The sequence below is a fragment of the Streptomyces sp. CG4 genome (genome assembly GCF_041080655.1).
In the GTDB taxonomy this organism is placed as follows: domain Bacteria; phylum Actinomycetota; class Actinomycetes; order Streptomycetales; family Streptomycetaceae; genus Streptomyces.
In genome coordinates, this window is the sequence record NZ_CP163525.1 from 3,184,119 (window position 1) to 3,205,866 (window position 21,748).

The following is a 21,748-nucleotide window of genomic DNA, read 5'->3' on the forward strand; positions in this document are numbered from 1 at the left end:
TCTGCTTCTCCGGCGGACCATAGCGCTCCGGAGCCGCTGTGTGACCGGTAAGTAACGCGCGTCACGTCTCATTTGGCGGACATCACACCGGCAGGGGTACGAACGCCCCCGTCAGGCCCCGATCGAGCCGCGCCCGCGGCCTCTTCCTGCGGGGGTGATACAGGCCGCCCCTGCGGTCATTGTTCCGTAACTCCATGATCACGTGGCGTGGCGGACGGAAGCGGGGTCATGCTGGCTGCCCCTCTTGATGGTGCTTCAGTACTGCTTGACGGAGGGGCAGTTGGAGTGAGACCTGCTCACAGAAACGAAGCGCGTGATGTCGAGTAAGAAGGTGTGGACCGTCGCCGTGCTGGTGACGGTCCTCACGTGGAGCACGGTGATGACCGTGCTGGGACAGGTCGCCGCCATGGCCACCCTGCTCCCGTCCCTGGGCCTGCTCGTGCAGCAGACGGTCCAGGCCCTGACCGGTCCCGACGGCCCCCGGGCACCCGCCGGCCCCACCACCGACCGCACCCCCGGCCCGGACCCCGACCTCGCACCCACCTCCACCGCCGCCAGGGAGGAGCAACCCCGATGACCTCACCCCTCGGCAATGGCCAACCGGCTCCTTCGGAGACCGGCGGCAGGCGCGGCCGGAAACCGGCCCCCATCTCCGCGGCGGCGGGAGTGGCGCACCGGGCCTGGCTGGAGCCGGTGCGCCACCACGTCTTCCGCACCGGCCTGACCCTGGACGACCTCGTCCTGCGCTCCGGCTACTCCAAGACCCGGATCAGCGAGCTGCTGCGCGGCAACGGTTACTACCCCGTCTGGGAGATCACCTTCAGCGTGATCCGCGCGCTCGGCCTGCCCGTGCGGCCGATGCGGCGACTGTGGATCGCCGCGGCACGCGAAGCCCGCAAGGAACAGTGGTGGATAGAGCAGTGCATCGAGCAGGTGGCCTGCGAACCGGAGCCCCCGCCCCTGGCCCACCAGGCCTTCACCGAGTCGATGCACGCGCCCTACACCGCCTACGCACGCGCCTTCCTGCTGGCCGAGGACCGCGTCCGCTGGGCGGTGGGCGAGACCTTCGACCTCCTGTGGCTGTCCTGGAACACGGTCGCGAGCAGCGAGAACGTCCGGCGCAGCGCCTGGCTTCTGCTGCGGTCCCGCGTGCTCGCCCGGGCCGCCCGCCGCGACGGCCGCCCCGACCTGCGTGCCGCCGTCTTCTCCACCGAGGAGGTCAGCGACAGCGTGCCGGGCCATCTCGTCATGATGACCGACCTGGTGGACCTCTTCGACGCCATAGCCCGCCTGCCCCAGGACCAGATGGACGTGGTCGTGCTGGGTCACCTGTGCGGCCTGGACCCGGAGGAAACGATCCCCTACGTCACCGGTCTGAGCCCGGCCATCACCCACGCCGTCGACCACCACGCCCGCGCGGCCCTCGAAGACCTGGTGCCCCGCGCCGGCATCCGGGAGTGACCCCTACCGCCATGATCGACATAGACGCCCTCCTCGCCCGCGCCCGCCTGCGCCGGAGCCCCGACGTCCCCGCCGACACCGTCCCCTACGAGGACAGCGCCTACCCCGGGTACGGCGAGGACATCACCTGCGTCGCCGACGCCCGCCCCGCCGACCCGGCCGCGATCCGCGACCTGCGCACCCTGTGCGACTCCCTCCTCGGCGCGCTCGCCCCCGGCTCGCTCCGCTTCCTCACCGACCAACTCCCCGAGCCCGAGTGCGCCTGGCTGCTCGGCTGCGCGCTGCACGTCGCCGGGATCGACGAGGGAGCCCGCTTCTGGTGGCAGTACGCGGCCGGCGCCGGCCACGCCCCGTCCGCCTACTGCCTCTCCCTGCACCATCGCGCGCGCGGCGAGGCCCACGCGGCCGCGTTCTGGTACGACCAGACCGGCCTCGACGCCGTGACCGACCACGACACCATCCCCGTGACCGGTGTCCGCCCACCGGTGAGCTGCACCTTCGACGCGTCCGTCCCCACGGTGCTCAGAGTCCTCAGCCGTCTTACGTCTCCGGGCGCGCGTCGGCGGCCCCGGCGCACCGACGTCGTCACGTCCTACGTGGCCCACGCGGTCCGAAGCGGCTACGCCCGGTACCCCGGTGTCGAGATACCGGTACCGGGCCCCTGTTTCGCCGACCGGGTCAGCTCACTTCTCACGGAAGCGGCGCGGTGAGCGGGCCTCACGCATGTCGTTCCCTCTGGCTCAGTCGGTTGGTGTCCGGTAGGCGATGCCGATGCCCGCCGCGCGGAGATGTGTCTCGATCAGCACGGTCAGCCGGGCCCAGGCCGGCTTCTTGTCTACTCCGTGGCGGGTGAGCAGCTCGTACCGGATCGCGCCGTCGTCGCGGTCGTCGAGTACGGTCAGGACGGGCAGCAGCGAGGAATCGGCGAGGAAGTGGCCGGCCAGGGCCGCGGCGAGTGCGTCGATCCGGGGGTCGTCGGGTTCCCCGTCGCCGGCGCGCCGGCAGCGCTGGATCAAGGCGGCGTACCGGGGATCGTCGAGGCCGCGCTCGATCTGGGCGAGACAGCTGTCGAACCTTCCGGGACCAGGGCCCTGACCAGCACCAGGGCCTCGCGGACCGTGGTCACGTCGTCCGCGGTGTATCCGAGGCCGGGCATCCGCTCCAGGAACGTGCAGGCGCGGTCGGGCAGCAGGGCCCGGTCGCCGGCCGCGAGCCGGTGCAGCGTGTCGCGCCGTGCGATCAATTCGTCGATCCGGCGGGTGAGTTGCCGTTCGACGTCGAGGAGCGCGGCGGCGAACCGGTCCGGATCGGCGTCCAGTACGGCCGTGATCTCGGCCAGCGGTACGCCCGCGCCGGCCGGCGTCCGGCCTTGGGCCTAGTCGTGCCCACGTACCGCATAGCCGAGGACCTTCTCGCTCAACAGGTCCTCCATGTCATCGAGGAGGGCGAGTACCTCTCGGGACACTTCGCGCGGTTCGCGGCCCTTGGCCATCTCGCGCCCGATGACCGCGATGACCGTGCCATGGATCCAGCTGATCTGACCGGCCATCAGATGGGGCAGTTCGCCCTCTTCGCCCGCGCCGGTCTCCTCGCGCAGGACCTGCTCCAGGTTGGCCTGGACCTCCTGGGCGACCGCCCACAGACGGGAGCGCAGGGCGGGGGCTTCCTCGATGACCTTCATGAAGGTCGCGTAGTCGGACAGCAGGCCGACCCGGGGGGAGATCGACTCGACCTCCTCGCGCAGCTCGCGCAGGACGGCGACGGCGGCCGACTCGCCCTCGCGGCGGCCCCGGACCCAGCGCGCGAGGCGGTCGACCATGCCGGCGGAGCGGTCGAAGAAGAGGTCCTCCTTGGCCGGGAAGTAGTTGTAGACGGTGTTGACGGAGACGTTCGCCGCCTCGGCGATCTCCGCGACCGTCACCGCGTCGAAGCCGCGCTCGATGAAGAGCCCCGTGGCGACATCCGAGATGTACTGCCTGGTCTGCCGCTTCTTCCGCTCCCTGAGCCCCTCTGCCATGTCCGCATCCTAACTTCGCTGGGCCCGTTCAAAACTTGAAGCCATAGAAAACTTACAACGAGATGAAACTTGGTGTCGTTGCAAAATTTCAGAGACTCTGTTTTTCTGTGGGCATGGCAGCAGTCATCAGCGCGGCGGGACTCGCCCGCACCTTCCACACCAAGTCCGGGCCCGTGGCGGCCGTGAGCGGCATCGACCTCACCGTCCGGGAGGGTGAGATCCTCGGCTTCCTCGGACCCAACGGCGCCGGCAAGACGACCACCCTGCGGATGCTCACCACCCTGCTGAAGCCGACCGGCGGCGCGGCCACCGTCGCCGGGCACGATCTGGCGACGGATCCGGCCGGGGTGCGCGCGGCGAGCGGGTACGTCGCCCAGTCCGGCGGCGTCGATCCGCAGATCACCGTGCGGGAGGAACTGGTCACCCAGGCCCGGATGTACCGCCTGACGAAGGCCCGGGCAGTGGCGCGGGCGGAGGAGCTGGCGCGCGAGCTGGACCTCACCGGCTTCCTCGACCGCAAGGCCGGCGCCCTCTCCGGCGGGCAGCGGCGGCGGCTGGACATCGCGATGGCGCTCACCCACCGGCCGAAGGTGCTGTTCCTGGACGAACCGACGACCGGGCTCGACCCGGGCAGCCGCGCCGACCTGTGGGACCTGGTCCGCCGACTGCGCGACGAGCACGGCACGACCGTCTTCCTGACCACCCACTACCTGGACGAGGCCGACGCCCTCGCCGACCGTCTGGTGGTCGTCGACCGGGGCACGGTCGCCGCCGAGGGCACGCCGAGCGCGCTCAAGCTGCGGCACGGCGGCTCGCTCGACGCCACCCTCCAGGACACCTTCCTCGCCATCACCGGCCGCGGCCCCTCCCCGGCCGACACCGCCCCCATAGCCGTATAGGAACGCCCGCATGCTGCTTCACGACACGGCCCTCATCTACGGCCGCTATCTGCGCCAGTCCCTGCGCTCCCGCTTCGCGCTGCTCTTCGGCGTGCTCACCCCGCTCCTCTATCTCCTCTTCTTCGGCCCCCTGCTCACGGGTCTGCCGCTCGGCGGCACGGGCAGTTCCTGGCAGGTGCTCGTGCCCGGCCTGCTGCTCCAACTCGGGCTGTTCGGTGCTCTGTTCGCCGGCTTCACGGTGATCATCGAGAAGGGGCAGGGGGTGGTGGAGCGGATGCGCGTGACCCCCGTCAGCCGCCTCGCCCTCCTGCTCGGCCGGGTGCTGCGCGACGCCACGGTCTTCGTGTTCCAGGCGGTGCTGCTGGTGCTGGCCGCACTGGTGATGGGCCTGCGGGCGCCGCTCGCGGGCATCCTGATCGGCTTCGCGTTCGTCGCGCTGCTCACGGTCTCGCTGGCCTCGCTGTCGTACGCACTCGGCATGACGGTCCGCACCCCGCAGGAGTTCGGCCCGCTGATCAACATGGTGTCGATGCCGTCGATGCTGCTGTCCGGCCTGATGCTCCCGATGACCCTCGCGCCCACCTGGCTGAACGTGCTCTCGCACTTCGTGCCGTTCCGCTATCTGGTGGACGCGGTCCGCGACGCCTACATCGGCCACTACGCCGGCGCCCACATGCTCTACGGCGTCCTCGTCGCCGTCGGCTTCGCGGCGCTGGCGGTGACGGCGGGCACACGAGTGTTCCGGACGGCCGGGGCGTAACTAGGCTGGCCTTATGGTCAATCTGACGCGCATCTACACCAGGACCGGCGACAAGGGCACCACCAACCTCGGGGACATGAGCCGGGTGCCCAAGACGGACCTCAGGATCTCGGCGTACGCGGACGCCAACGAGGCCAACGCGGTGATCGGTACCGCGATCGCGCTGGGCGGGCTGGACGCGGAGGTCGTCACGGTCCTCACCCGCGTCCAGAACGACCTGTTCGACGTGGGTGCGGACCTGTCGACGCCGGTGGTGGAGAACCCCGAGTTCCCGCCGCTCAGGGTGGAGCAGTTCTACATCGACAAGCTGGAGGCGGACTGCGACCGCTTCAACGAGCGGCTGGAGAAGCTCCGCTCCTTCATCCTGCCCGGCGGCACCCCCGGCGCGGCCCTCCTCCACCAGGCCTGCACGGTCGCACGCCGCGCCGAACGCTCCACCTGGGCGGCCCTGGAGACCCACGGCGACACGATGAACCCGCTCACCGCGACCTACCTCAACCGCCTCTCGGACCTCCTCTTCATCCTGGCGCGGACGGCGAACAAGGAGGTCGGGGACGTGCTGTGGGTGCCGGGCGGGGAGCGCGGGTGACGGCGTCTCCCGGGAGCGTCAGCGCTCGCGCTTCGGGAACAGCGTGTAGCTGCCGGCGATGATCACGTTGATGCCGATCAGCCAGAGCATCCGCACCTGCCACTGGCGCAGGGAGCCGGTGTCGCCGGTGGAGCCCACGTACCAGATGGCGGACTGCAGCAGGGCGAGGGCGACCACCGAGGCCAGGATCCAGCGGCCCGCGACCTTCCATTCGTGGACGGCGCGGGCCGTGCCGTAGCGGGGCGGCTTCACCGGGGGCGGGCCCCCGGCGAAGCGGTGGGCGACCCGGGCGTCGGCCCACTTGATCGTGGAGTGGCCGAGCCCGACCGTGAAGCCGATGTAGACGGCGGCCAGGCCGTGCCGCCAGTCCGGCTGGGCGCCGTTCTTCAGGTCGATCGCGGTCACCGCGAAGAGCACGACCTCCAGGAGCGGCTCGCACAGCAGCAGCGCCAGTCCGGTCCGCGGCATCCGCAGCCCGTACCGGAAGGTCAGTCCGGCCGCCAGCAGCACCCAGAACGCCACCTCACAGGCGATGATCAATCCGACAACCATGGTCCGCTCCCCTCGCTCACCTCTCCAGGGTCCCGGCGACGGGGGCGCGGATCGTCGTCTGCGGGGGCGAACCCGGCGTAAGCGAAAGTTGCAGTGCAGGACCCTGCCAGGGGAGCACGCGGGCCGGTCGTGGGCCGTGTTGGATGGACGCATGACCCTCGCGCTCCCCCGGCCCCACCGTGACGACCTGCGCATCGCCGTGGGCGGGCTGCTCGGCGGGATGCTGCTGTGGCTCCTCGGGATCCATCCGCGCGTGCCCTCGGACCCACTGGTGCTGTGGCACGCGTCCTGGGCGCCGCTGGTGCCGCTGTTGGCGACCGCCGCGTGCGAGCTGCTGCGCCGCGTCCGGCCCCGCATCGCCCTGGTCGTCGGCACGCTCGCGCTGACCCTGGACACGGTGACGTTGGGCAACGTCGTCACCATCGTCATGTACACCGACCTGATGTACGCGGCCGTCCTGTACGGCAGCCCCGCCTCGGCCCGCCGCATCCCCTGGACCACCGGGATGCTGACGGTGGTCGGCGGGGTCGTACCCGCCGCGCTCTGGCGCGATCCGCAGGGGCTGCTGATCGGCGTGGGCATCGGCGTCGTCGCGCTCGCGCCCGCCGCCACCGGCTGGGTGGTGCGCAATCATCGCGATGCCGCCGAGGCCGCCCGGCTGCGCGCCCAACAGACCGCGCTGCTCGCCGAGATGGACCGCACCCAGGCGGTCACGGCCGAACGGGCGCGGATGGCAAGGGAGTTGCACGACATGGTCGCCAACCACCTGTCCGCCATCGCGATCCACTCCACGGCCGCGCTCTCCCTCGACGATCCGCAGACCTCCCGCGACGCGCTGAGCGTGATCCGGGAGAACAGCGTGGAGGGGCTGGCCGAGATGCGCCGGCTGATCGGTATCCTGCGGGACAGCAGCGGCGATCTGGAACCGGCCGCGACACCGACGCTCGACGGCCTCGCCGCCCTGGTCAAGAGCGCGTGCGCCAACGGGCTCGACGTCCGCCTGGAGGCCGGTCACGGCCGGGTGCCGGCACCGGTGGAGCTGGCCGCGTACCGCATCGTGCAGGAGTCGCTGACCAACGCGCTCAAGCACGCGGCGCCGGGGCCCGTCCTGGTCACCCTGCGGCAGGCCGACGGCGCCCTGCGCGTCGAGGTCAGCAGCCCCTACCGGCCCGGTGACACCCCGCGCGCCCCCGGCTCGGGCTCGGGGCTGACCGGGATGCGGGAGCGGGCGACGCTGCTCGGCGGCGGCTTCACGGCCGGGCCGGAGGCGGGGCGGTGGGCCGTACGCGCCACGCTTCCCCTGGCCGAAACCGCAGCCGAAACCGCAGCGGCAGCCGCAGCCGCGACCGAAGGAACCAAGACGACCGCAAGAAGCGAAGGAGACCCCTCGTGATCCGTGTCCTGGTCGCCGAGGACCAGTCCGCCGTACGCGCCGGACTGGTCCTAATCCTGGGCAGCGCGCCCGACATCGAGGTGGTCGGCGAGGCGGCGGACGGGGAGCGGGCGGTGGAGCTGGCCCGGGAACTGCGGCCGGACCTGGTGCTGATGGACATACAGATGCCGCGTCTGGACGGGGTGTCGGCGACCCGGCAGATCGTGGCGGAGGGGCTCGCGGACGTGCTCGTGCTGACCACCTTCGACCTGGACGAGTACGTGTTCGGGGCGCTGCGGGCGGGGGCGGCCGGTTTTCTGCTGAAGAACACCGAGGCCCGGGATCTGCTGGAGTCGGTGCGGACGGTGGCGCGTGGGGAGGGGATCGTCGCGCCGGCCGTGACCCGGCGGCTGATCGCCGAGTTCGCGGCCGGTCCGGTGCGGGAGCCGAAGGCGGATCCGGCCGTCCTCGACGGGCTGACCCGGCGCGAGCGGGAGGTGCTGTCCTGTGTCGGCCAGGGGCTGTCGAACGCCGAGATCGCCGAGCGGCTGCAGATGGCGGAGGGCACGGTGAAGACGCACGTGAGCCGGTTGCTGGCCAAGCTGGGGCTACGCAGCCGGGTCCAAGCGGCGGTCCTGGCCCAGGAGTTGGGGGTCTAGTCGGGCACGAGGCGGATTGGTCCAGACCTATTGACCCGTGGTCCAGACCTTTCTACTCTCACAGCACCGTGGGCGTAAAGGCTCCGTCATGCCCTCGACTCCCCAACATCCCCCATATCGAGGAGGCGCACATGCGCTTCGGACTCGGACGCAGAGCCGCGGCGGGCCTCGCGACCCTGTTGCTCCCCCTGGCCGGCCTGGTCGGTCTCGCGAGCCCCGCCCAGGCCGCGGCCACCGCGACGGCGAGCTTCACCAAGACCAGCGACTGGGGCACCGGCTTCGGCGGCCAGTGGACCATCAAGAACACCGGCACCACCGGCATCAGCTCCTGGACCGTCGAGTGGGACTTCCCCTCCGGTACGTCCGTCACCTCCGCCTGGGACGCGGACGTGACCAGCTCCGGCACCCACTGGACCGCCAAGAACAAGTCCTACAACGGCACCCTCGCCCCCGGCGCCTCCGTCTCCTTCGGCTTCAACGGCGCGGGCCCCGGCTCCCCGTCCAACTGCAAGCTGAACGGCGCCAGTTGCGACGGTACGACGGTGCCCGGCGACAACCCGCCGAGCGCCCCCGGCACCCCGACCGCCTCGAACATCACCGACACCTCGGTCAAACTCTCCTGGGGCGCGGCCACCGACGACAAGGGCGTGAAGAACTACGACGTCCTGCGCGACGGCAAGGTCGTCGGCACGGTGACCACCACCTCGTACACGGACGGCGGCCTGAGCGCCGGCACCGACTACTCCTACACCGTGCAGGCCCGCGACACCGCCGGCCAGACAGGCCCGGCCAGCGGCGCGGTCAAGGTGCACACCAGCGGCGGCACCACCACTCCCCCGACCACCGGCGACAAGGTCAAGCTCGGCTACTTCACCGAGTGGGGCATCTACGGCCGGGGCTACAACGTCAAGAACCTGGTGACGTCCGGCTCGGCGGCGAAGATCACGCACATCAACTACGCCTTCGGCAACGTGACGAACGGCCAGTGCGCGATCGGCGACTCCTACGCCGACTACGACAAGGCCTTCACCGCCGACCAGTCGGTGAGCGGTGTGGCCGACACCTGGGACCAGCCGCTGCGCGGCAACTTCAACCAGCTGCGTGAGCTGAAGGCCAAGTACCCGAACCTCAAGGTGCTGTGGTCCTTCGGCGGCTGGACCTGGTCCGGCGGGTTCGCGCAGGCCGCGGCCAACCCGACCGCGTTCGCCGACTCCTGCTACAACCTGGTCAACGACCCGCGCTGGGCCGATGTCTTCGACGGCATCGACATCGACTGGGAGTATCCGAACGCCTGCGGCCTGTCCTGCGACACCAGCGGGGCGGCGGCCTTCAAGAACGTGCTGGCCGCGCTGCGCGCCAAGTTCGGTGCGAGCAAGCTCGTCACCGCCGCGGTGACCGCCGACGGCTCCTCCGGCGGCAAGATCGAGGCCGCGGACTACGCGGGCGCCGCGCAGTACGCCGACTGGTACAACGTGATGTCGTACGACTTCTTCGGCGCCTGGGACGCCCAGGGCCCGACCGCCCCGCACTCCCCGCTCACCTCGTACTCCGGCATACCGAAGGCCGGCTTCGACACGGCCGACGCGATCGCCACGTACAGGTCCATCGGGGTCCCCGCGTCCAAGCTGCTCATCGGCATCGGCCTCTACGGCCGCGGCTGGACCGGCGTCACCCAGGACGCCCCGGGCGGCACGGCCACGGGACCGGCGGCCGGCACCTATGAACAGGGCATCGAGGACTACAAGGTGCTCAAGACGTCCTGCCCGGTCACCGGCACCGTCGCGGGCACGGCGTACGCCCACTGCGGCAGCAACTGGTGGTCGTACGACACCCCGTCGACCATCGCCGGGAAGATGAGCTGGGCCAAGTCCCAGGGGCTCGGCGGCGCGTTCTTCTGGGAGTTCAGCGGCGACACCAGCGACGGTGAGCTGGTGAACGCCATCAGCGGCAACCTGTAATACCGGTAAGTGAGCCCTTAAGCGACGTTGACGCGCTGTCCGGGCGGGGCTGCCTCCAGCCACGCGAGGAATCCGGTCAGCGCGTCTTCGCTCATGGCGAGTTCGAGGCGGGTGCCCCGATGCGTACAGGCGAGGACCACGGCGTCGGAGAGCAGCGCCAGTTCCTCCTCGCCCTCGGGCAGCCGGCGGCCGGCCACCTCGATCTGCGCGCGCTCCAGGGTGCGGCGGGGGCGGGGGGCGTAGGAGAAGACCCGGTACCACTCGATGCGGTCGCCGTTGTAGCGGGCGACGCCATAGCTCCAGCCCTTGCCGTTGGCGTCCGGTTTCTCGGCCACGTCCCAGCGCAGGGAACAGTCGAAGGTGCCGCCGGAGCGCTGGATGAGTCTGCGGCGCAGCCCGAACAGGAACAGTCCCACGACCACGAGCGCGACCACGATCCCGGACACAGTCAGAGCGAGGACCATCGGCACCGACCTCCTCGTCTGCTAGGTACTGGAACTGTGACTGTCACTGAGTAATGAAACCGGAAAAACACCCACATCTGCCTCAGCCGCGACCGGCACCGGATTGCTCCGGGCCGGCCGCGGCTGAGTGACGTCATACCGCTCGCTGGACTCAGCGAGCCGCCGCCGCACGCAGGCGGACGTCTGCGCGGCGCTCGGCGGCGGCGTCGCCCTCCGCCTTCGCGCGCTCCAGCTCCCGCTCCGTGCGCTGGACATCGATCTCGTCCGACAGCTCGGCGATCTCGGCCAGCAGAGACAGCTTGTTGTCCGCGAACGAGATGAAACCGCCGTGCACCGCGGCGACGACCGTTCCACCTTCACTCGTACGGATGGTCACCGGGCCCGACTCCAGCACACCGAGCAGCGGCTGGTGACCGGGCATGACGCCGATGTCGCCGGACGTGGTGCGCGCGACGACCAGGGTGGCCTCGCCGGACCAGACCTGGCGGTCCGCGGCGACCAGCTCGACGTGCAGCTCAGCAGCCAAGGGTGGCTCCTCGGGTCACCACCCGGCGGTTCTGCCGGGTGTTGGGGTCAATTCTAGTAGGCGTGGAGAGAGGGGCTGGACGCACCCCGGAAGGGATGGGCCCGCGCCCCTCTCACGAACTCAGGGAGTTCAGGAGACGCCCAGCTCCTTGGCGTTGGCCTTGAGGTCCTCCAGGCCACCGCACATGAAGAACGCCTGCTCCGGGAAGTGGTCGTACTCACCGTCGATGATTGCGTTGAACGCGGTGATCGACTCGTCCAGCGGCACGTCCGACCCGTCGACGCCGGTGAACTGCTTGGCGACGTGGGTGTTCTGGGACAGGAAGCGCTCCACGCGACGGGCACGGTGGACGACGAGCTTGTCCTCCTCGCCGAGCTCGTCGATACCGAGGATCGCGATGATGTCCTGGAGGTCCTTGTACTTCTGCAGGACCGTCTTCACGCGCATGGCGGCGTTGTAGTGGTCCGCGGAGATGTAGCGCGGGTCCAGGATCCGGGACGTGGAGTCCAGCGGGTCCACGGCCGGGTAGATGCCCTTCTCGGAGATCGGACGGGACAGCACCGTCGTCGCGTCGAGGTGGGCGAAGGTGGTGGCCGGAGCCGGGTCGGTCAGGTCGTCCGCGGGGACGTAGATCGCCTGCATCGAGGTGATCGAGTGACCACGGGTCGAGGTGATGCGCTCCTGGAGGAGACCCATCTCGTCGGCCAGGTTCGGCTGGTAGCCCACCGCGGAGGGCATACGGCCGAGCAGGGTCGACACCTCGGAACCGGCCTGCGTGAAGCGGAAGATGTTGTCGATGAAGAACAGCACGTCCTGCTTCTGCACATCGCGGAAGTACTCCGCCATGGTCAGACCCGCGAGGGCCACGCGCAGACGGGTGCCCGGGGGCTCGTCCATCTGGCCGAAGACCAGCGCGGTCTTGTCGATGACGCCGGAGTCCGACATCTCCTCGATCAGGTCGTTGCCCTCACGGGTGCGCTCACCGACACCGGCGAACACGGAGACACCGTCGTGGTTGTTGGCGACACGGTAGATCATCTCCTGGATGAGCACCGTCTTGCCGACGCCGGCACCGCCGAACAGGCCGATCTTGCCGCCCTTGACGTACGGGGTGAGCAGGTCGATGACCTTGACGCCCGTCTCGAACATCTCGGTCTTGGACTCGAGCTCGTCGAAGTTCGGGGCCTTGCGGTGGATCGGCCAGCGCTCGCCGTCGTAGGACTCGTCGACGTTCAGCACCTCACCGAGGGTGTTGAACACCTTGCCCTTGGTGAAGTCGCCGACGGGGACGGAGATGGCCGCGCCCGTGTCGGTGACCGGGGCCTGGCGGACCAGACCGTCGGTCGGCTGCATGGAGATGGTGCGGACCAGGCCGTCACCCAGGTGCTGGGCGACCTCCAGGGTCAGCGTCTTCTTCTCGCCCGCGTTCGCCGGGTCGGCGACCTCGACGTGCAGGGCGTTGTAGATGTCCGGCATCGCGTCGACGGGGAACTCCACGTCGACGACCGGGCCGATGACCCGGGCGACGCGGCCCGTAGCCGTCGCGGTCTCAACAGTGGTGGTCATTATCGGTCACTCCCCGCGGTCGCGTCGGCCAGGGCGCTGGCGCCACCGACGATCTCGCTGATTTCCTGGGTGATTTCGGCCTGGCGGGCCGCGTTGGCAAGACGGGAGAGCGTGTTGATCAGCTCGCCCGCGTTGTCGGTGGCCGACTTCATCGCGCGCCGCGTGGCGGCGTGCTTCGAGGCGGCCGACTGGAGCAGCGCGTTGTAGATACGGCTCTCCACGTAGCGCGGCAGCAGGGCGTCGAGGACGTCCTCCGCCGAGGGCTCGAAGTCGTACAGCGGGAGGATCTCGCCCTGGGGGGCGGCCTCCTGCGCGACCTCTTCGAGGCGCAGCGGCAGCAGCCGGGCGTCGAGCGCCGTCTGCGTCATCATCGAGACGAACTCGGTGAAGACGATGTGGAGTTCGTCCACACCACCCTCGGCCGTCTCCTTCTCGATGGCCTCGATCAGCGGCGCCGCGACCTTCTTGGCGTCCGCGTACGTCGGCTCGTCCGTGAAGCCCGTGAACGACTCCGCGATCTTGCGCTCGCGGAAGTTGTAGTGGGCGACACCGCGGCGGCCGACGACATACGTGTCGACCTGCTTGCCCTCGCGCTCCAGGCGCTCGGTCAGCTGCTCGGCCGTCTTGATGGCGTTGGAGTTGAAGGCGCCGGCCAGACCGCGGTCGCTCGTGAGGAGCAGGACCGCGGCACGGGCCGGGTTCTCCGCCTCCGTGGTGAGCGGGTGCTTGGTGTTCGAGCCGGTGCCGACCGCCGTGACCGCGCGCGTCAGCTCGGTCGCGTACGGCGTGGAGGCCGCCACCTTGCGCTGCGCCTTGACGACGCGCGAGGCGGCGATCATCTCCATCGCCTTGGTGATCTTCTTGGTCGCGCTGACGGATCGGATGCGACGCTTGTAGACCCGGAGCTGAGCTCCCATGAGTCAGGTCCCTTCCTTACGTCACTTGGCGGCAGCGGCAGGAACGTCCTCGCCGAGCAGCTTGCCGTCCGAGGTCTCGAACTGCTTCTTGAACTCGGCCACGGCGTCGTCGACCGCCTGGATCGTGTCGCTCGACATCTTGGCGCCCTCCTTGATGGAGGTCATCAGGCCCTGGTGCTTCCGGTGCAGGAAGTCGATCAGTTCCTTCTCGAAGCGGCGGATGTCGGCGACCGGGACGTCGTCCATACGGCCGTTGGTGCCGGCCCAGACGGAGACGACCTGGTCCTCGGTGGCCATCGGCTGGTACTGGTCCTGCTTCAGCAGCTCGACCATGCGCGAACCGCGCTCCAACTGCGCCTTCGAGGCCGCGTCCAGGTCGGAACCGAAGGCGGCGAACGCCTCCAGCTCACGGAACTGGGCGAGGTCCACACGGAGGCGGCCGGAGACCTGGCGCATCGCCTTGTGCTGGGCGCTGCCACCGACTCGGGAGACGGAGATACCGACGTTCAGCGCGGGGCGCTGACCGGCGTTGAACAGGTCCGACTCCAGGAAGCACTGGCCGTCGGTGATGGAGATGACGTTGGTCGGGATGAACGCCGAGACGTCGTTGGCCTTGGTCTCGACGATCGGCAGACCGGTCATCGAGCCGGCGCCCATGTCGTCGGAGAGCTTGGCGCAGCGCTCCAGCAGCCGGGAGTGCAGGTAGAAGACGTCACCCGGGTAGGCCTCACGGCCCGGCGGGCGGCGCAGCAGCAGCGACACGGCGCGGTAGGCGTCGGCCTGCTTCGACAGGTCGTCGAAGATGATGAGGACGTGCTTGCCCTCGTACATCCACTGCTGACCGATGGCCGAACCGGTGTACGGCGCAAGGTACTTGAAGCCGGCCGGGTCGGACGCCGGGGCGGCGACGATGGTCGTGTACTCCAGGGCGCCGTTCTCCTCCAGCGCGCGGCGCACGCCGGCGATGGTGGAGCCCTTCTGGCCGATGGCGACGTAGATGCAGCGGACCTGCTTCTTCGGATCGCCGGTGCGCCAGTTGTCGCGCTGGTTGATGATCGTGTCGACGGCCAGGGCGGTCTTGCCGGTCTGGCGGTCACCGATGATCAGCTGACGCTGACCACGGCCGATCGGGGTCATCGCGTCGACGGCCTTGTAGCCCGTCTCCATCGGCTCGTGCACCGACTTGCGCTGCATGACCGTGGGTGCCTGCAGCTCAAGCGCACGGCGGCCGGACGTCTCGATCTCGCCGAGGCCGTCGATCGGGTTGCCGAGCGGGTCGACGACACGGCCGAGGTAGCCCTCGCCGACCGCGACGGAGAGGACCTCACCGGTACGGGTGACCGGCTGCCCCTCCTCGATGCCGCTGAACTCACCGAGGACGATGGCACCGATCTCGCGCTCCTCGAGGTTGAGGGCGAGGCCGAGGGTGCCGTCCTCGAACTTCAGCAGTTCGTTGGCCATGGCCGAGGGCAGGCCCTCGACCTTCGCGATGCCGTCGCCGGCAAGGGTGACCGTACCGACCTCCTCGCGCGAGGCCGCGTCCGGCTTGTACGACTGGACGAAGTTCTCCAGCGCGTCCCGGATCTCCTCCGGCCGGATCGTGAGCTCCGCCATCTGGGTTCCCTGCTCTCCTTGTTGGGCCCGAAGTTTCACTTGGGGGGATGGGGACTCCCCCCATAAAGAGGTGAATCCTCTGCACGGCCCAACCAGGGCCGTAGGTACGTACTGCTTCTTGAGTTGCTGCTAGCTCGCCATGCGGCGGGCGGCGTCGTCCAGCCGGTCCGCGAGGGAGCCGTTGATGACCTCGTCGCCGACCTGCACCCGGATCCCGCCGATCACGTCGGGATCCACGTCCAGGTTGAGGTGCATCCGGCGGCCGTAGAGCTTCGCCAGGGCATCGCCCAGGCGCTGCTTCTGCCGGTCGCTCAGCGGCACCGCCGAGGTGACGATCGCCACCAGACGGTCCCGGCGCTCGGCGGCGAGCTTGGACAGGGACTCCAGTCCCGCTTCCAGGCTACGTCCACGCGGCGCGGTGACGAGACGCGCGACCAGACGCTCGGTGGCGGGCTTGGCCCGGCCGCCGAGGAGTCGGCGCAGCAGCTCGGCCTTCGCCGAAGCGCTCGCGGCGCGGTCGGTCAGCGCGGCACGCAGCTCGGTGCTGGAGGAGACGATCCGGCCGAACCGGAACAGCTCGTCCTCGGCATCGTCCAGCGTGCCCGCCTTCTCCGCTGCCGTGAGGTCGGCGATGTTCGCCAGCTCCTCCAGCGCGTCCACCAGGTCGCGGGGCTGCGACCAGCGGGAGCGGGCCAGTCCGGACACCAGGTCGGCGGTCGGGCCGCCCACCTGGCCGCCGATCAGACGCTGGACCAGCTCCGCCTTGGCCTCTCCCGGCTGCGCCGGGTCGGTGAGGACCCGGCGCAGCCCGGCCTCGCGGTCGAGCAGCGCGGTGACGGCCGCCAGCTCGTCGGCGAGCTGCACGGCATCCACGGACGTGGAGTCCGTCAGCGCGTCGAGACGCTCACGCGCGGCCGCCAGGGCCTCGCGGCTCGCGCCGTGCATGGCCGTCATCGAGTCGCCTCGGCCTTCTCCTCGAGCTCGTCGAGGAAGCGGTCGATCACACGGCTCTGGCGAGCGTGGTCCTCAAGGGACTCGCCGACGAGCTTGCCGGCCAGTTCGGTGGCGAGCTTGCCGACGTCCTGACGCAGCGTGGACGCGGCGACCTTGCGGTCGGCGTCGATCTGCGCGTGGCCGGCGGCGACGATCTCCTCGCGCTGCCGCTGACCCTCGGCACGCATCTCGGCGATGAGCGCGGCACCCTGCTCCTGCGCCTCCTGGCGCAGGCGCGCGGCCTCGTGCCGGGCCTCGGCGAGCTGTGCCTTGTACTGCTCAAGGACGCTCGCGGCCTCCACCTTCATGGCGTCGGCCTCTTCGATACCACCTTCGATCGCCGCGCGGCGCTCCTCCAGAACCTTGTTGATGTTCGGAAGCAGCTTCTTCCAGAAGAAGAAGAACACGATGGCGAAGGCGATGGTGCCGACGACCAGCTCAGGGCTCTCGGGAACGAGCGGGTTCTGCTCGGTCTCGGCCGCCAGCTGTACCAGGTTGGCGATCACATCAGTGCCTTTCGTCGATTCGTGTCGGGTAAGGGGTGATTACTTACCGAACACGAACGGCATAACGATGCCGATCAGGGCGAGCGCCTCACAGAAGGCGAAGCCCAGGATCTGGTTGGCGCGGATCAGACCGGCGGCCTCGGGCTGGCGGGCCAGGGCCTGCGTACCGTTACCGAAGATGATGCCGACGCCGATGCCGGGGCCGATCGCAGCGAGGCCGTAGCCGATCGAGCCGACGGAGCCGTGGACACCAGCGGTGGCGGCGAGGGTCTCAAGAGCAGCGGACATGCCGGTTCTTCCTTCTCTTTCATGGACCGGTGGGGGTTGGCCACCGGACGTCTGGGGGTTGGCGGGGGTGGTACGGCTCAGTGGTGCTCGGCGAGAGCGCCCTGAATGTAGGAGCAGGCCAGCAGCACGAAGACGTACGCCTGGACGGCCTGGACGAAGAGCTCGAAGCAGATCATGGCCATCGTCATCACGAAGGAGACGCCGGCGCCCACGACCAGCCAGCTGTTCAGCAGGTACCAGGAGGCCACGGTGAACATGACCAGCATCAGGTGACCGGCGAACATGTTGGCGAAGAGTCGCACAGCGTGCGTGAACGGGCGCACCAGCAGGTTCGAGAAGAACTCGATGACCATGACGAGCGGCAGCACGCCACCGAGCGACTTGTCGTAGCCCGTGACGTTCTTGAAGAAGCCGACGAAGCCGTGCTTCTTGAAGGTCAGCGAGACCCAGGTGATGTAGACGATCGCGGCCAGCACCGCCGGGAAGGCGATGACCGAGGACACCGGGAACTGCGCCAGCGGGATCACGGACCAGACGTTCATGATCCAGACGAAGAAGAACAGCGAGACCATGAACGGGACGTACTTCTCGCCCTCGCGCTTGCCGAGGGTCTCGTAAACGATGCCGCGGCGCACGAAGTCGTAACCGGCCTCGCCGACCATCTGGAGCTTGCCCGGGACGACCTTGGCCTTGCCGAAGGCGGCCCAGAAGAAGCCGACGATGAGCAGGGTGGTGACGAGCGCGAGCAACATCACCTTGTTGAACTCGAAGCCCCCGACCGTCACGAGCGGCTTGAACAGGAAGGACTGCAGGCCCGGGGCCGGGAATCCGCACCCGTTGTCGGACATGACCCGACAACTCCAGTCAAAGGCGAGCTGGGTCTGGTCAGCACTCACCGCGGGCTCCTTCGGCGTGACGCATGGGTACGGCAACCTCGTTGTGTCGGCGCGGCGCGCGGCCGCGGATCGGCACCGGACTGGTGTTACGGATGTGGGGGCGGCTGGGGGGCATCGAGCCTCGCGATCGAGCAGGCGTCAGCTCAGGTGCCCGCGCCCGCGATGCCGCAGTTGGCACCGGACGATAGCAGGAGATCTCACAGCCCTTTATCCCGCCCCTACCCCTCACGACGGCGGCCCTGTCTTCTCGGGCTTCTCGCTCTTCTCAGGGGCCGGATCGATGTAGAAGATCTTGGCCTTGATGTGCGCACGAGCCTGCGCGGCCATCCACACGACGGTCGCGACGACGAGCGACACGGCGAACGTCTTCGCGTTGAAGAGAGAGGTGTCCTTGAAAACAGCGACGAAGATCAGGAGGAGCAGCAACTGGGCTACGTAGAGCAGCAGCCCCATCATCTGGAAGAGCTGGGGGAGCGTTTTTGCCGTCCACTGCAGCACGTACAGGCCGATTCCCATGAACAGGATGGCCAGCACCGTGCCGACCGCCGCGCCGAGCGCACCCTTGCCCCCCGCGACCGCTGCGCTCACGGCGACAGCGATCACGCCTGCGATCGCTGTGGGTACAGCGATCTGCAGTAGGTTCCGGGCGTCTTTGGACGGCATGGCGGCAACTCCGCTTTCACAAGGGGGCAGGGTGTCGTCATGGACGAGCGTAGTCCCGGGCTGAGTGATCGAGACCTCACACCAATGGACCGTCGCACTACGGTCCTTCGGCTCCATCCCGGGTTCTCGTGAACCGTATCACAAACTATTTGATGAGGTCTTTACCTGCTCGGTGTGCTTGCTGTCACACATGAGAGTGACGGTGCACGCCTGAGCTAAAACCGCGCCCATTTGTCTGGTATAGGGAATTTTGCACCCCCATGAATGGGCAATGCTCTAGTCAGATTCTTACCTTGTTCGCCTCAGTGGCGATCAACGAAACGCGAACGAGGGCCGATGGCGGTCGCCCCGTTGACGCTTGAGAATCCGGCGGCGACGGGGGCGCGATCCTTCGTCCCCTGCGTCTCCTCCGGCTCGCCGGCCTCCCTCACCACGGCCACCGCGGCCCTGGTACGGCGCTGCTGGCGGTACCGCGGCGGCAGGAACCGCTGTGTCCACCTCGGCACCCGCGGCGTGTAGCGCGGGAGCAGCAGGAGGACCAGGCCGACCGCGCTGAGGAACACCACGCCGAGCACGATCCACATCGAGGCCGAGTTCACCGAGTACGCGAGGGCGCCGAAGGCGATCAGGGCCGACCAGAAGTACATGATCAGCACGGCCCGGCTGTGCGAGTGGCCGATCTCCAGCAGGCGGTGGTGCAGATGGCCCCGGTCGGCGGCGAACGGGGACTGGCCGCGCCAGGTGCGCCGGACGATCGCGAGCACCAGGTCCGCCGTCGGGATCGCGATGACCGTCAGCGGCAGCAGCAGCGGGACGAAGACCGGAACGGTGGCCTGCACGGTCTGCCGCTCGCTGCCGTGGAAGAACAGCCGCATCGCGTCCGGATCCACCTGGCCCGTGAGGGAGACGGCGGCTGCGGCGAGCACCAGGCCCAGCAGCATCGAGCCCGAGTCGCCCATGAAGATGCGGGCGGGATGCATGTTGTGCGGCAGGAAACCCAGACACATGCCGATCAGGCAGGCGGCGAAGAGCGTCGAGGGGGCGGCGGCCTCGATGTTGTAGCCGTACCAGATCCGGTACGCGTACAGGAAGAAGGCCACGGACGCGATGGCGACCATGCCGGCGGCCAGGCCGTCGAGTCCGTCGACGAAGTTCACGGCGTTGATGGTGATCACGACCATCGCGACGGTGAGCAGCGTGCCCTGCCACGAGGTCAGCGCGACGATGCCCACGCCGGGTACCGGCAGCCACAGAATGGTCAGACCCTGTACGACCATGACGCCCGCGGCGATCATCTGGCCGCCGAGCTTGATCAGCGCGTCGATCTCGAACTTGTCGTCCAGGACGCCGATGAGCCAGATGAGGGCGGCGCCGGAGAGCAGCGCGCGGGGTTCATTGGAGGTCTTGAAGATCTCGCCGACGTTGGTGAGATGGCTGGCCACGAGCAGACCCGCGCACAGCCCGAAGAACATCGCGATACCGCCGAGCCGGGGCGTAGGTTCCCGGTGCACGTCACGGGCCCGGATCTCGGGCATCGCACCGGCCATGATGGCGAACTTCCGCACCGGTCCGGTCGCCAGATACGTGACCGCGGCCGTGATGAGCAACGTCAGCAGAAATTCACGCACAGATATGCCCCACGAGTTCCGGTAGCCGACCTCAAGCTCACACAATAAACCCCCGGCTCGTGCCCCAGAGCTGCCGGCGACGGGATGGACACAGGCTTGTTTCCGTACGCGGACACGCACGCGAGGCGTCTGCCGGGCGCCCCGTGCCGTGTCCCGTCAGACCGGATACGGCGGGAAGGCCTCCGTCAGTTCCCGGACGGCCTGCCGGACCTCGGGCGTCTCGGCGTCGCCTCTCAGGACACCGGCGATCAGCGAGGCGATCCGGGCCATCTCCGGCTCCCCCATGCCCTGCGTGGTCACCGCGGCCGTGCCCAGGCGCAGGCCGCGGCCGTCTCCGTGCGGCAGCACACAGCAGTCCAGGACGATCCCGGCGGCGATGAGCCGGCCGCGGGCGCTGCGGCCGTCCACGCCGAGCGGGGCGGGGTCGGCGGTGATCAGATGGGTGTCCGTGCCGCCGGTGCTGACGACGAGGCCCTCGGCGGCCAGCCGACCGGCCAGCACCCGCGCATTGGCGACCACCTGATGGGCGTACACGCCGAAGGCCGGTGTCGCCGCCTCGCCGAACGCCACGGCCTTCGCGGCGATCGTGTGCATCTGGGCGCCGCCCTGGGTGAAGGGGAACACCGCCCGGTCGACACGCTCGGCCAGCTCGCGCCCGCACAGGATCATCCCGCCGCGCGGACCGCGCAGCACCTTGTGGGTGGTGGCGCACACGACGTCGGCGTACGGCACCGGGTTCGGCGCCGCTCCCCCGGCGACCAGCCCGATGGGATGTGCGGCATCCGCGATCAGATAGGCGCCGACCTCGTCGGCGACCTCGCGGAAGAAGGCGTAGTCGAAGTGGCGGGGGTAGGCGATGGAGCCGCACACGATCGCCTTCGGCCGGTGGCCCAGGGCGAGGTGGCGAACCTGGTCGTGATCGATGAGCCCGGTCTCCGCGTCCACCCCGTACCCCACGAAGTCGAACCAGCGGCCGGAGAAGTTCGCGGGTGAGCCGTGGGTGAGGTGACCGCCGTAGTGCAGGCCGAGGGCGAGGACGGTGTCGCCGGGGCGCAGCAGGGCCGCGTAGGCGGCCAGGACGGCCGAAGAGCCCGAGTGGGCCTGGACGTTGGCGTGCTGGGCGCCGAAGAGTGCCTTGGCCCGGTCGACGGCGAGCCGCTCGGCCACGTCGACGAGTTCGCAGCCGCCGTGGTACCGGGCGCCGGGGTAGCCCTCGGCGTACTTGTTGGCGAGCGGCGAGCCGAGCGCTTCCAGCACGGCGGGCGAGGTGAAGTTCTCGGCGGCGATCAGCTGCAGGGAGGTCGACTGCCGGTGCAGTTCGCCGAGCAGGATCTCGGCCAGCTCGGGGTCCTGTTGCCGCAGGACGCCGGTCTTGAGGGTAGGGGTGACCGACATGGCGGGCTCCCGGGCGGTCGACGGT

General features: G+C 69.4%; 25 protein-coding genes. 9 read left to right on the forward strand and 16 right to left on the reverse strand.

The window, feature by feature from the left end; genetic code table 11:
- The first annotated feature begins 316 nt into the window (after positions 1–316).
- The 3 genes from AB5L52_RS14300 to AB5L52_RS14310 are packed head-to-tail and all read left to right on the forward strand — an operon-like array spanning position 317 to position 2,171.
- Positions 317–577: a hypothetical protein gene (locus AB5L52_RS14300; protein ID WP_351029330.1), complete on the forward strand. Its 261-nt coding sequence runs from the start codon at positions 317–319 to the stop codon at positions 575–577.
- On the forward strand, positions 574–1,461 hold the full coding sequence (locus AB5L52_RS14305) for an XRE family transcriptional regulator (RefSeq protein WP_351029328.1): 888 nt from the start codon (positions 574–576) through the stop codon (positions 1,459–1,461). The genes AB5L52_RS14300 and AB5L52_RS14305 overlap by 4 nt, the downstream gene beginning before the upstream one ends.
- Positions 1,462–1,472: 11 nt before the next feature.
- Positions 1,473–2,171: a hypothetical protein gene (locus AB5L52_RS14310; RefSeq protein WP_369364326.1), complete on the forward strand. Its 699-nt coding sequence runs from the start codon at positions 1,473–1,475 to the stop codon at positions 2,169–2,171.
- A 30-nt stretch (positions 2,172–2,201) separates the two neighbouring features.
- Here the strand turns inward: AB5L52_RS14310 and AB5L52_RS14315 are convergent, their stop codons facing one another.
- The 3 genes from AB5L52_RS14315 to AB5L52_RS14325 form a co-directional block, all read right to left on the reverse strand.
- On the reverse strand, positions 2,202–2,477 hold the full coding sequence (locus tag AB5L52_RS14315) for a hypothetical protein (RefSeq protein ID WP_369364328.1): 276 nt from the start codon (positions 2,475–2,477) through the stop codon (positions 2,202–2,204).
- Positions 2,474–2,704 (reverse strand): hypothetical protein, encoded by a 231-nt coding sequence (locus AB5L52_RS14320; RefSeq protein WP_369364330.1) that lies wholly within the window; start codon positions 2,702–2,704, stop codon positions 2,474–2,476. The genes AB5L52_RS14315 and AB5L52_RS14320 overlap by 4 nt, the downstream gene beginning before the upstream one ends.
- A gap of 132 nt (positions 2,705–2,836) precedes the next feature.
- Positions 2,837–3,478 (reverse strand): TetR/AcrR family transcriptional regulator, encoded by a 642-nt coding sequence (locus AB5L52_RS14325; protein ID WP_369364332.1) that lies wholly within the window; start codon positions 3,476–3,478, stop codon positions 2,837–2,839.
- A 113-nt stretch (positions 3,479–3,591) separates the two neighbouring features.
- On the opposite strand from AB5L52_RS14325, the gene AB5L52_RS14330 reads away from it, so the two are divergent.
- From AB5L52_RS14330 to AB5L52_RS14340, 3 genes are read left to right on the forward strand one after another with little or no spacing between them, the layout of a single operon-like run.
- Positions 3,592–4,377: an ABC transporter ATP-binding protein gene (locus AB5L52_RS14330; protein WP_369364334.1), complete on the forward strand. Its 786-nt coding sequence runs from the start codon at positions 3,592–3,594 to the stop codon at positions 4,375–4,377.
- Between the two features lie 10 nt (positions 4,378–4,387).
- On the forward strand, positions 4,388–5,137 hold the full coding sequence (locus AB5L52_RS14335) for an ABC transporter permease (protein ID WP_351029314.1): 750 nt from the start codon (positions 4,388–4,390) through the stop codon (positions 5,135–5,137).
- A 13-nt stretch (positions 5,138–5,150) separates the two neighbouring features.
- Complete coding sequence (locus tag AB5L52_RS14340; RefSeq protein ID WP_369364336.1) at positions 5,151–5,726, forward strand: cob(I)yrinic acid a,c-diamide adenosyltransferase; 576 nt, start codon at positions 5,151–5,153, stop codon at positions 5,724–5,726.
- Between the two features lie 18 nt (positions 5,727–5,744).
- On the opposite strand, the gene AB5L52_RS14345 is transcribed toward AB5L52_RS14340, so the two are convergent.
- The gene (locus AB5L52_RS14345; RefSeq protein ID WP_351029310.1) at positions 5,745–6,278 is read right to left on the reverse strand and encodes a hypothetical protein; all 534 of its coding nucleotides are present in this window, start codon (positions 6,276–6,278) and stop codon (positions 5,745–5,747) included.
- Between the two features lie 151 nt (positions 6,279–6,429).
- Between AB5L52_RS14345 and AB5L52_RS14350 the strand changes: the two genes are divergently transcribed.
- The 3 genes from AB5L52_RS14350 to AB5L52_RS14360 all read left to right on the forward strand — a co-directional run bounded on the left by AB5L52_RS14350 (position 6,430) and on the right by AB5L52_RS14360 (position 10,267).
- Positions 6,430–7,671: a sensor histidine kinase gene (locus tag AB5L52_RS14350; protein WP_369364338.1), complete on the forward strand. Its 1,242-nt coding sequence runs from the start codon at positions 6,430–6,432 to the stop codon at positions 7,669–7,671.
- The gene (locus tag AB5L52_RS14355) at positions 7,668–8,309 is read left to right on the forward strand and encodes a response regulator transcription factor (protein ID WP_351029307.1); all 642 of its coding nucleotides are present in this window, start codon (positions 7,668–7,670) and stop codon (positions 8,307–8,309) included. Before AB5L52_RS14350 ends, AB5L52_RS14355 begins: the two co-directional genes overlap by 4 nt.
- Before the next feature lie 131 nt (positions 8,310–8,440).
- A complete protein-coding gene (locus AB5L52_RS14360) occupies positions 8,441–10,267 on the forward strand; it encodes a glycosyl hydrolase family 18 protein (protein WP_369364340.1) in 1,827 nt (608 codons plus the stop codon).
- A gap of 17 nt (positions 10,268–10,284) precedes the next feature.
- Here the strand turns inward: AB5L52_RS14360 and AB5L52_RS14365 are convergent, their stop codons facing one another.
- The 12 genes from AB5L52_RS14365 to glyA form a co-directional block, all read right to left on the reverse strand.
- Complete coding sequence (locus AB5L52_RS14365) at positions 10,285–10,731, reverse strand: DUF2550 domain-containing protein (protein ID WP_351029303.1); 447 nt, start codon at positions 10,729–10,731, stop codon at positions 10,285–10,287.
- 151 nt (positions 10,732–10,882) lie between these two features.
- On the reverse strand, positions 10,883–11,257 hold the full coding sequence (locus tag AB5L52_RS14370) for a F0F1 ATP synthase subunit epsilon (RefSeq protein WP_023546729.1): 375 nt from the start codon (positions 11,255–11,257) through the stop codon (positions 10,883–10,885).
- 129 nt (positions 11,258–11,386) lie between these two features.
- Positions 11,387–12,823 carry a F0F1 ATP synthase subunit beta gene (atpD, locus tag AB5L52_RS14375; RefSeq protein WP_351029301.1) on the reverse strand — a complete coding sequence of 479 codons (1,437 nt, stop codon included), beginning with the start codon at positions 12,821–12,823 and terminating at the stop codon, positions 11,387–11,389.
- The gene (locus AB5L52_RS14380; RefSeq protein WP_351029299.1) at positions 12,823–13,740 is read right to left on the reverse strand and encodes a F0F1 ATP synthase subunit gamma; all 918 of its coding nucleotides are present in this window, start codon (positions 13,738–13,740) and stop codon (positions 12,823–12,825) included. The genes atpD and AB5L52_RS14380 overlap by 1 nt, the downstream gene beginning before the upstream one ends.
- 21 nt (positions 13,741–13,761) lie before the next feature.
- The gene (atpA, locus tag AB5L52_RS14385) at positions 13,762–15,354 is read right to left on the reverse strand and encodes a F0F1 ATP synthase subunit alpha (protein ID WP_351029297.1); all 1,593 of its coding nucleotides are present in this window, start codon (positions 15,352–15,354) and stop codon (positions 13,762–13,764) included.
- A 129-nt stretch (positions 15,355–15,483) separates the two neighbouring features.
- Positions 15,484–16,299, reverse strand: a complete 816-nt coding sequence (locus AB5L52_RS14390; RefSeq protein ID WP_369368873.1) for a F0F1 ATP synthase subunit delta — start codon at positions 16,297–16,299, stop codon at positions 15,484–15,486.
- A 5-nt stretch (positions 16,300–16,304) separates the two neighbouring features.
- On the reverse strand, positions 16,305–16,853 hold the full coding sequence (locus AB5L52_RS14395; RefSeq protein WP_369364344.1) for a F0F1 ATP synthase subunit B: 549 nt from the start codon (positions 16,851–16,853) through the stop codon (positions 16,305–16,307).
- A gap of 39 nt (positions 16,854–16,892) precedes the next feature.
- The gene (gene atpE, locus AB5L52_RS14400) at positions 16,893–17,141 is read right to left on the reverse strand and encodes an ATP synthase F0 subunit C (protein ID WP_023546735.1); all 249 of its coding nucleotides are present in this window, start codon (positions 17,139–17,141) and stop codon (positions 16,893–16,895) included.
- Between the two features lie 77 nt (positions 17,142–17,218).
- The gene (gene atpB, locus AB5L52_RS14405) at positions 17,219–17,989 is read right to left on the reverse strand and encodes a F0F1 ATP synthase subunit A (protein ID WP_369364346.1); all 771 of its coding nucleotides are present in this window, start codon (positions 17,987–17,989) and stop codon (positions 17,219–17,221) included.
- A 273-nt stretch (positions 17,990–18,262) separates the two neighbouring features.
- Positions 18,263–18,700: a hypothetical protein gene (locus AB5L52_RS14410; RefSeq protein ID WP_369364348.1), complete on the reverse strand. Its 438-nt coding sequence runs from the start codon at positions 18,698–18,700 to the stop codon at positions 18,263–18,265.
- Positions 18,701–19,002: 302 nt separating this feature from the next.
- Positions 19,003–20,328, reverse strand: a complete 1,326-nt coding sequence (locus AB5L52_RS14415) for an MraY family glycosyltransferase (RefSeq protein ID WP_351573510.1) — start codon at positions 20,326–20,328, stop codon at positions 19,003–19,005.
- Between the two features lie 156 nt (positions 20,329–20,484).
- On the reverse strand, positions 20,485–21,723 hold the full coding sequence (glyA, locus tag AB5L52_RS14420; protein WP_369364350.1) for a serine hydroxymethyltransferase: 1,239 nt from the start codon (positions 21,721–21,723) through the stop codon (positions 20,485–20,487).
- Positions 21,724–21,748: the final 25 nt, after the last annotated feature.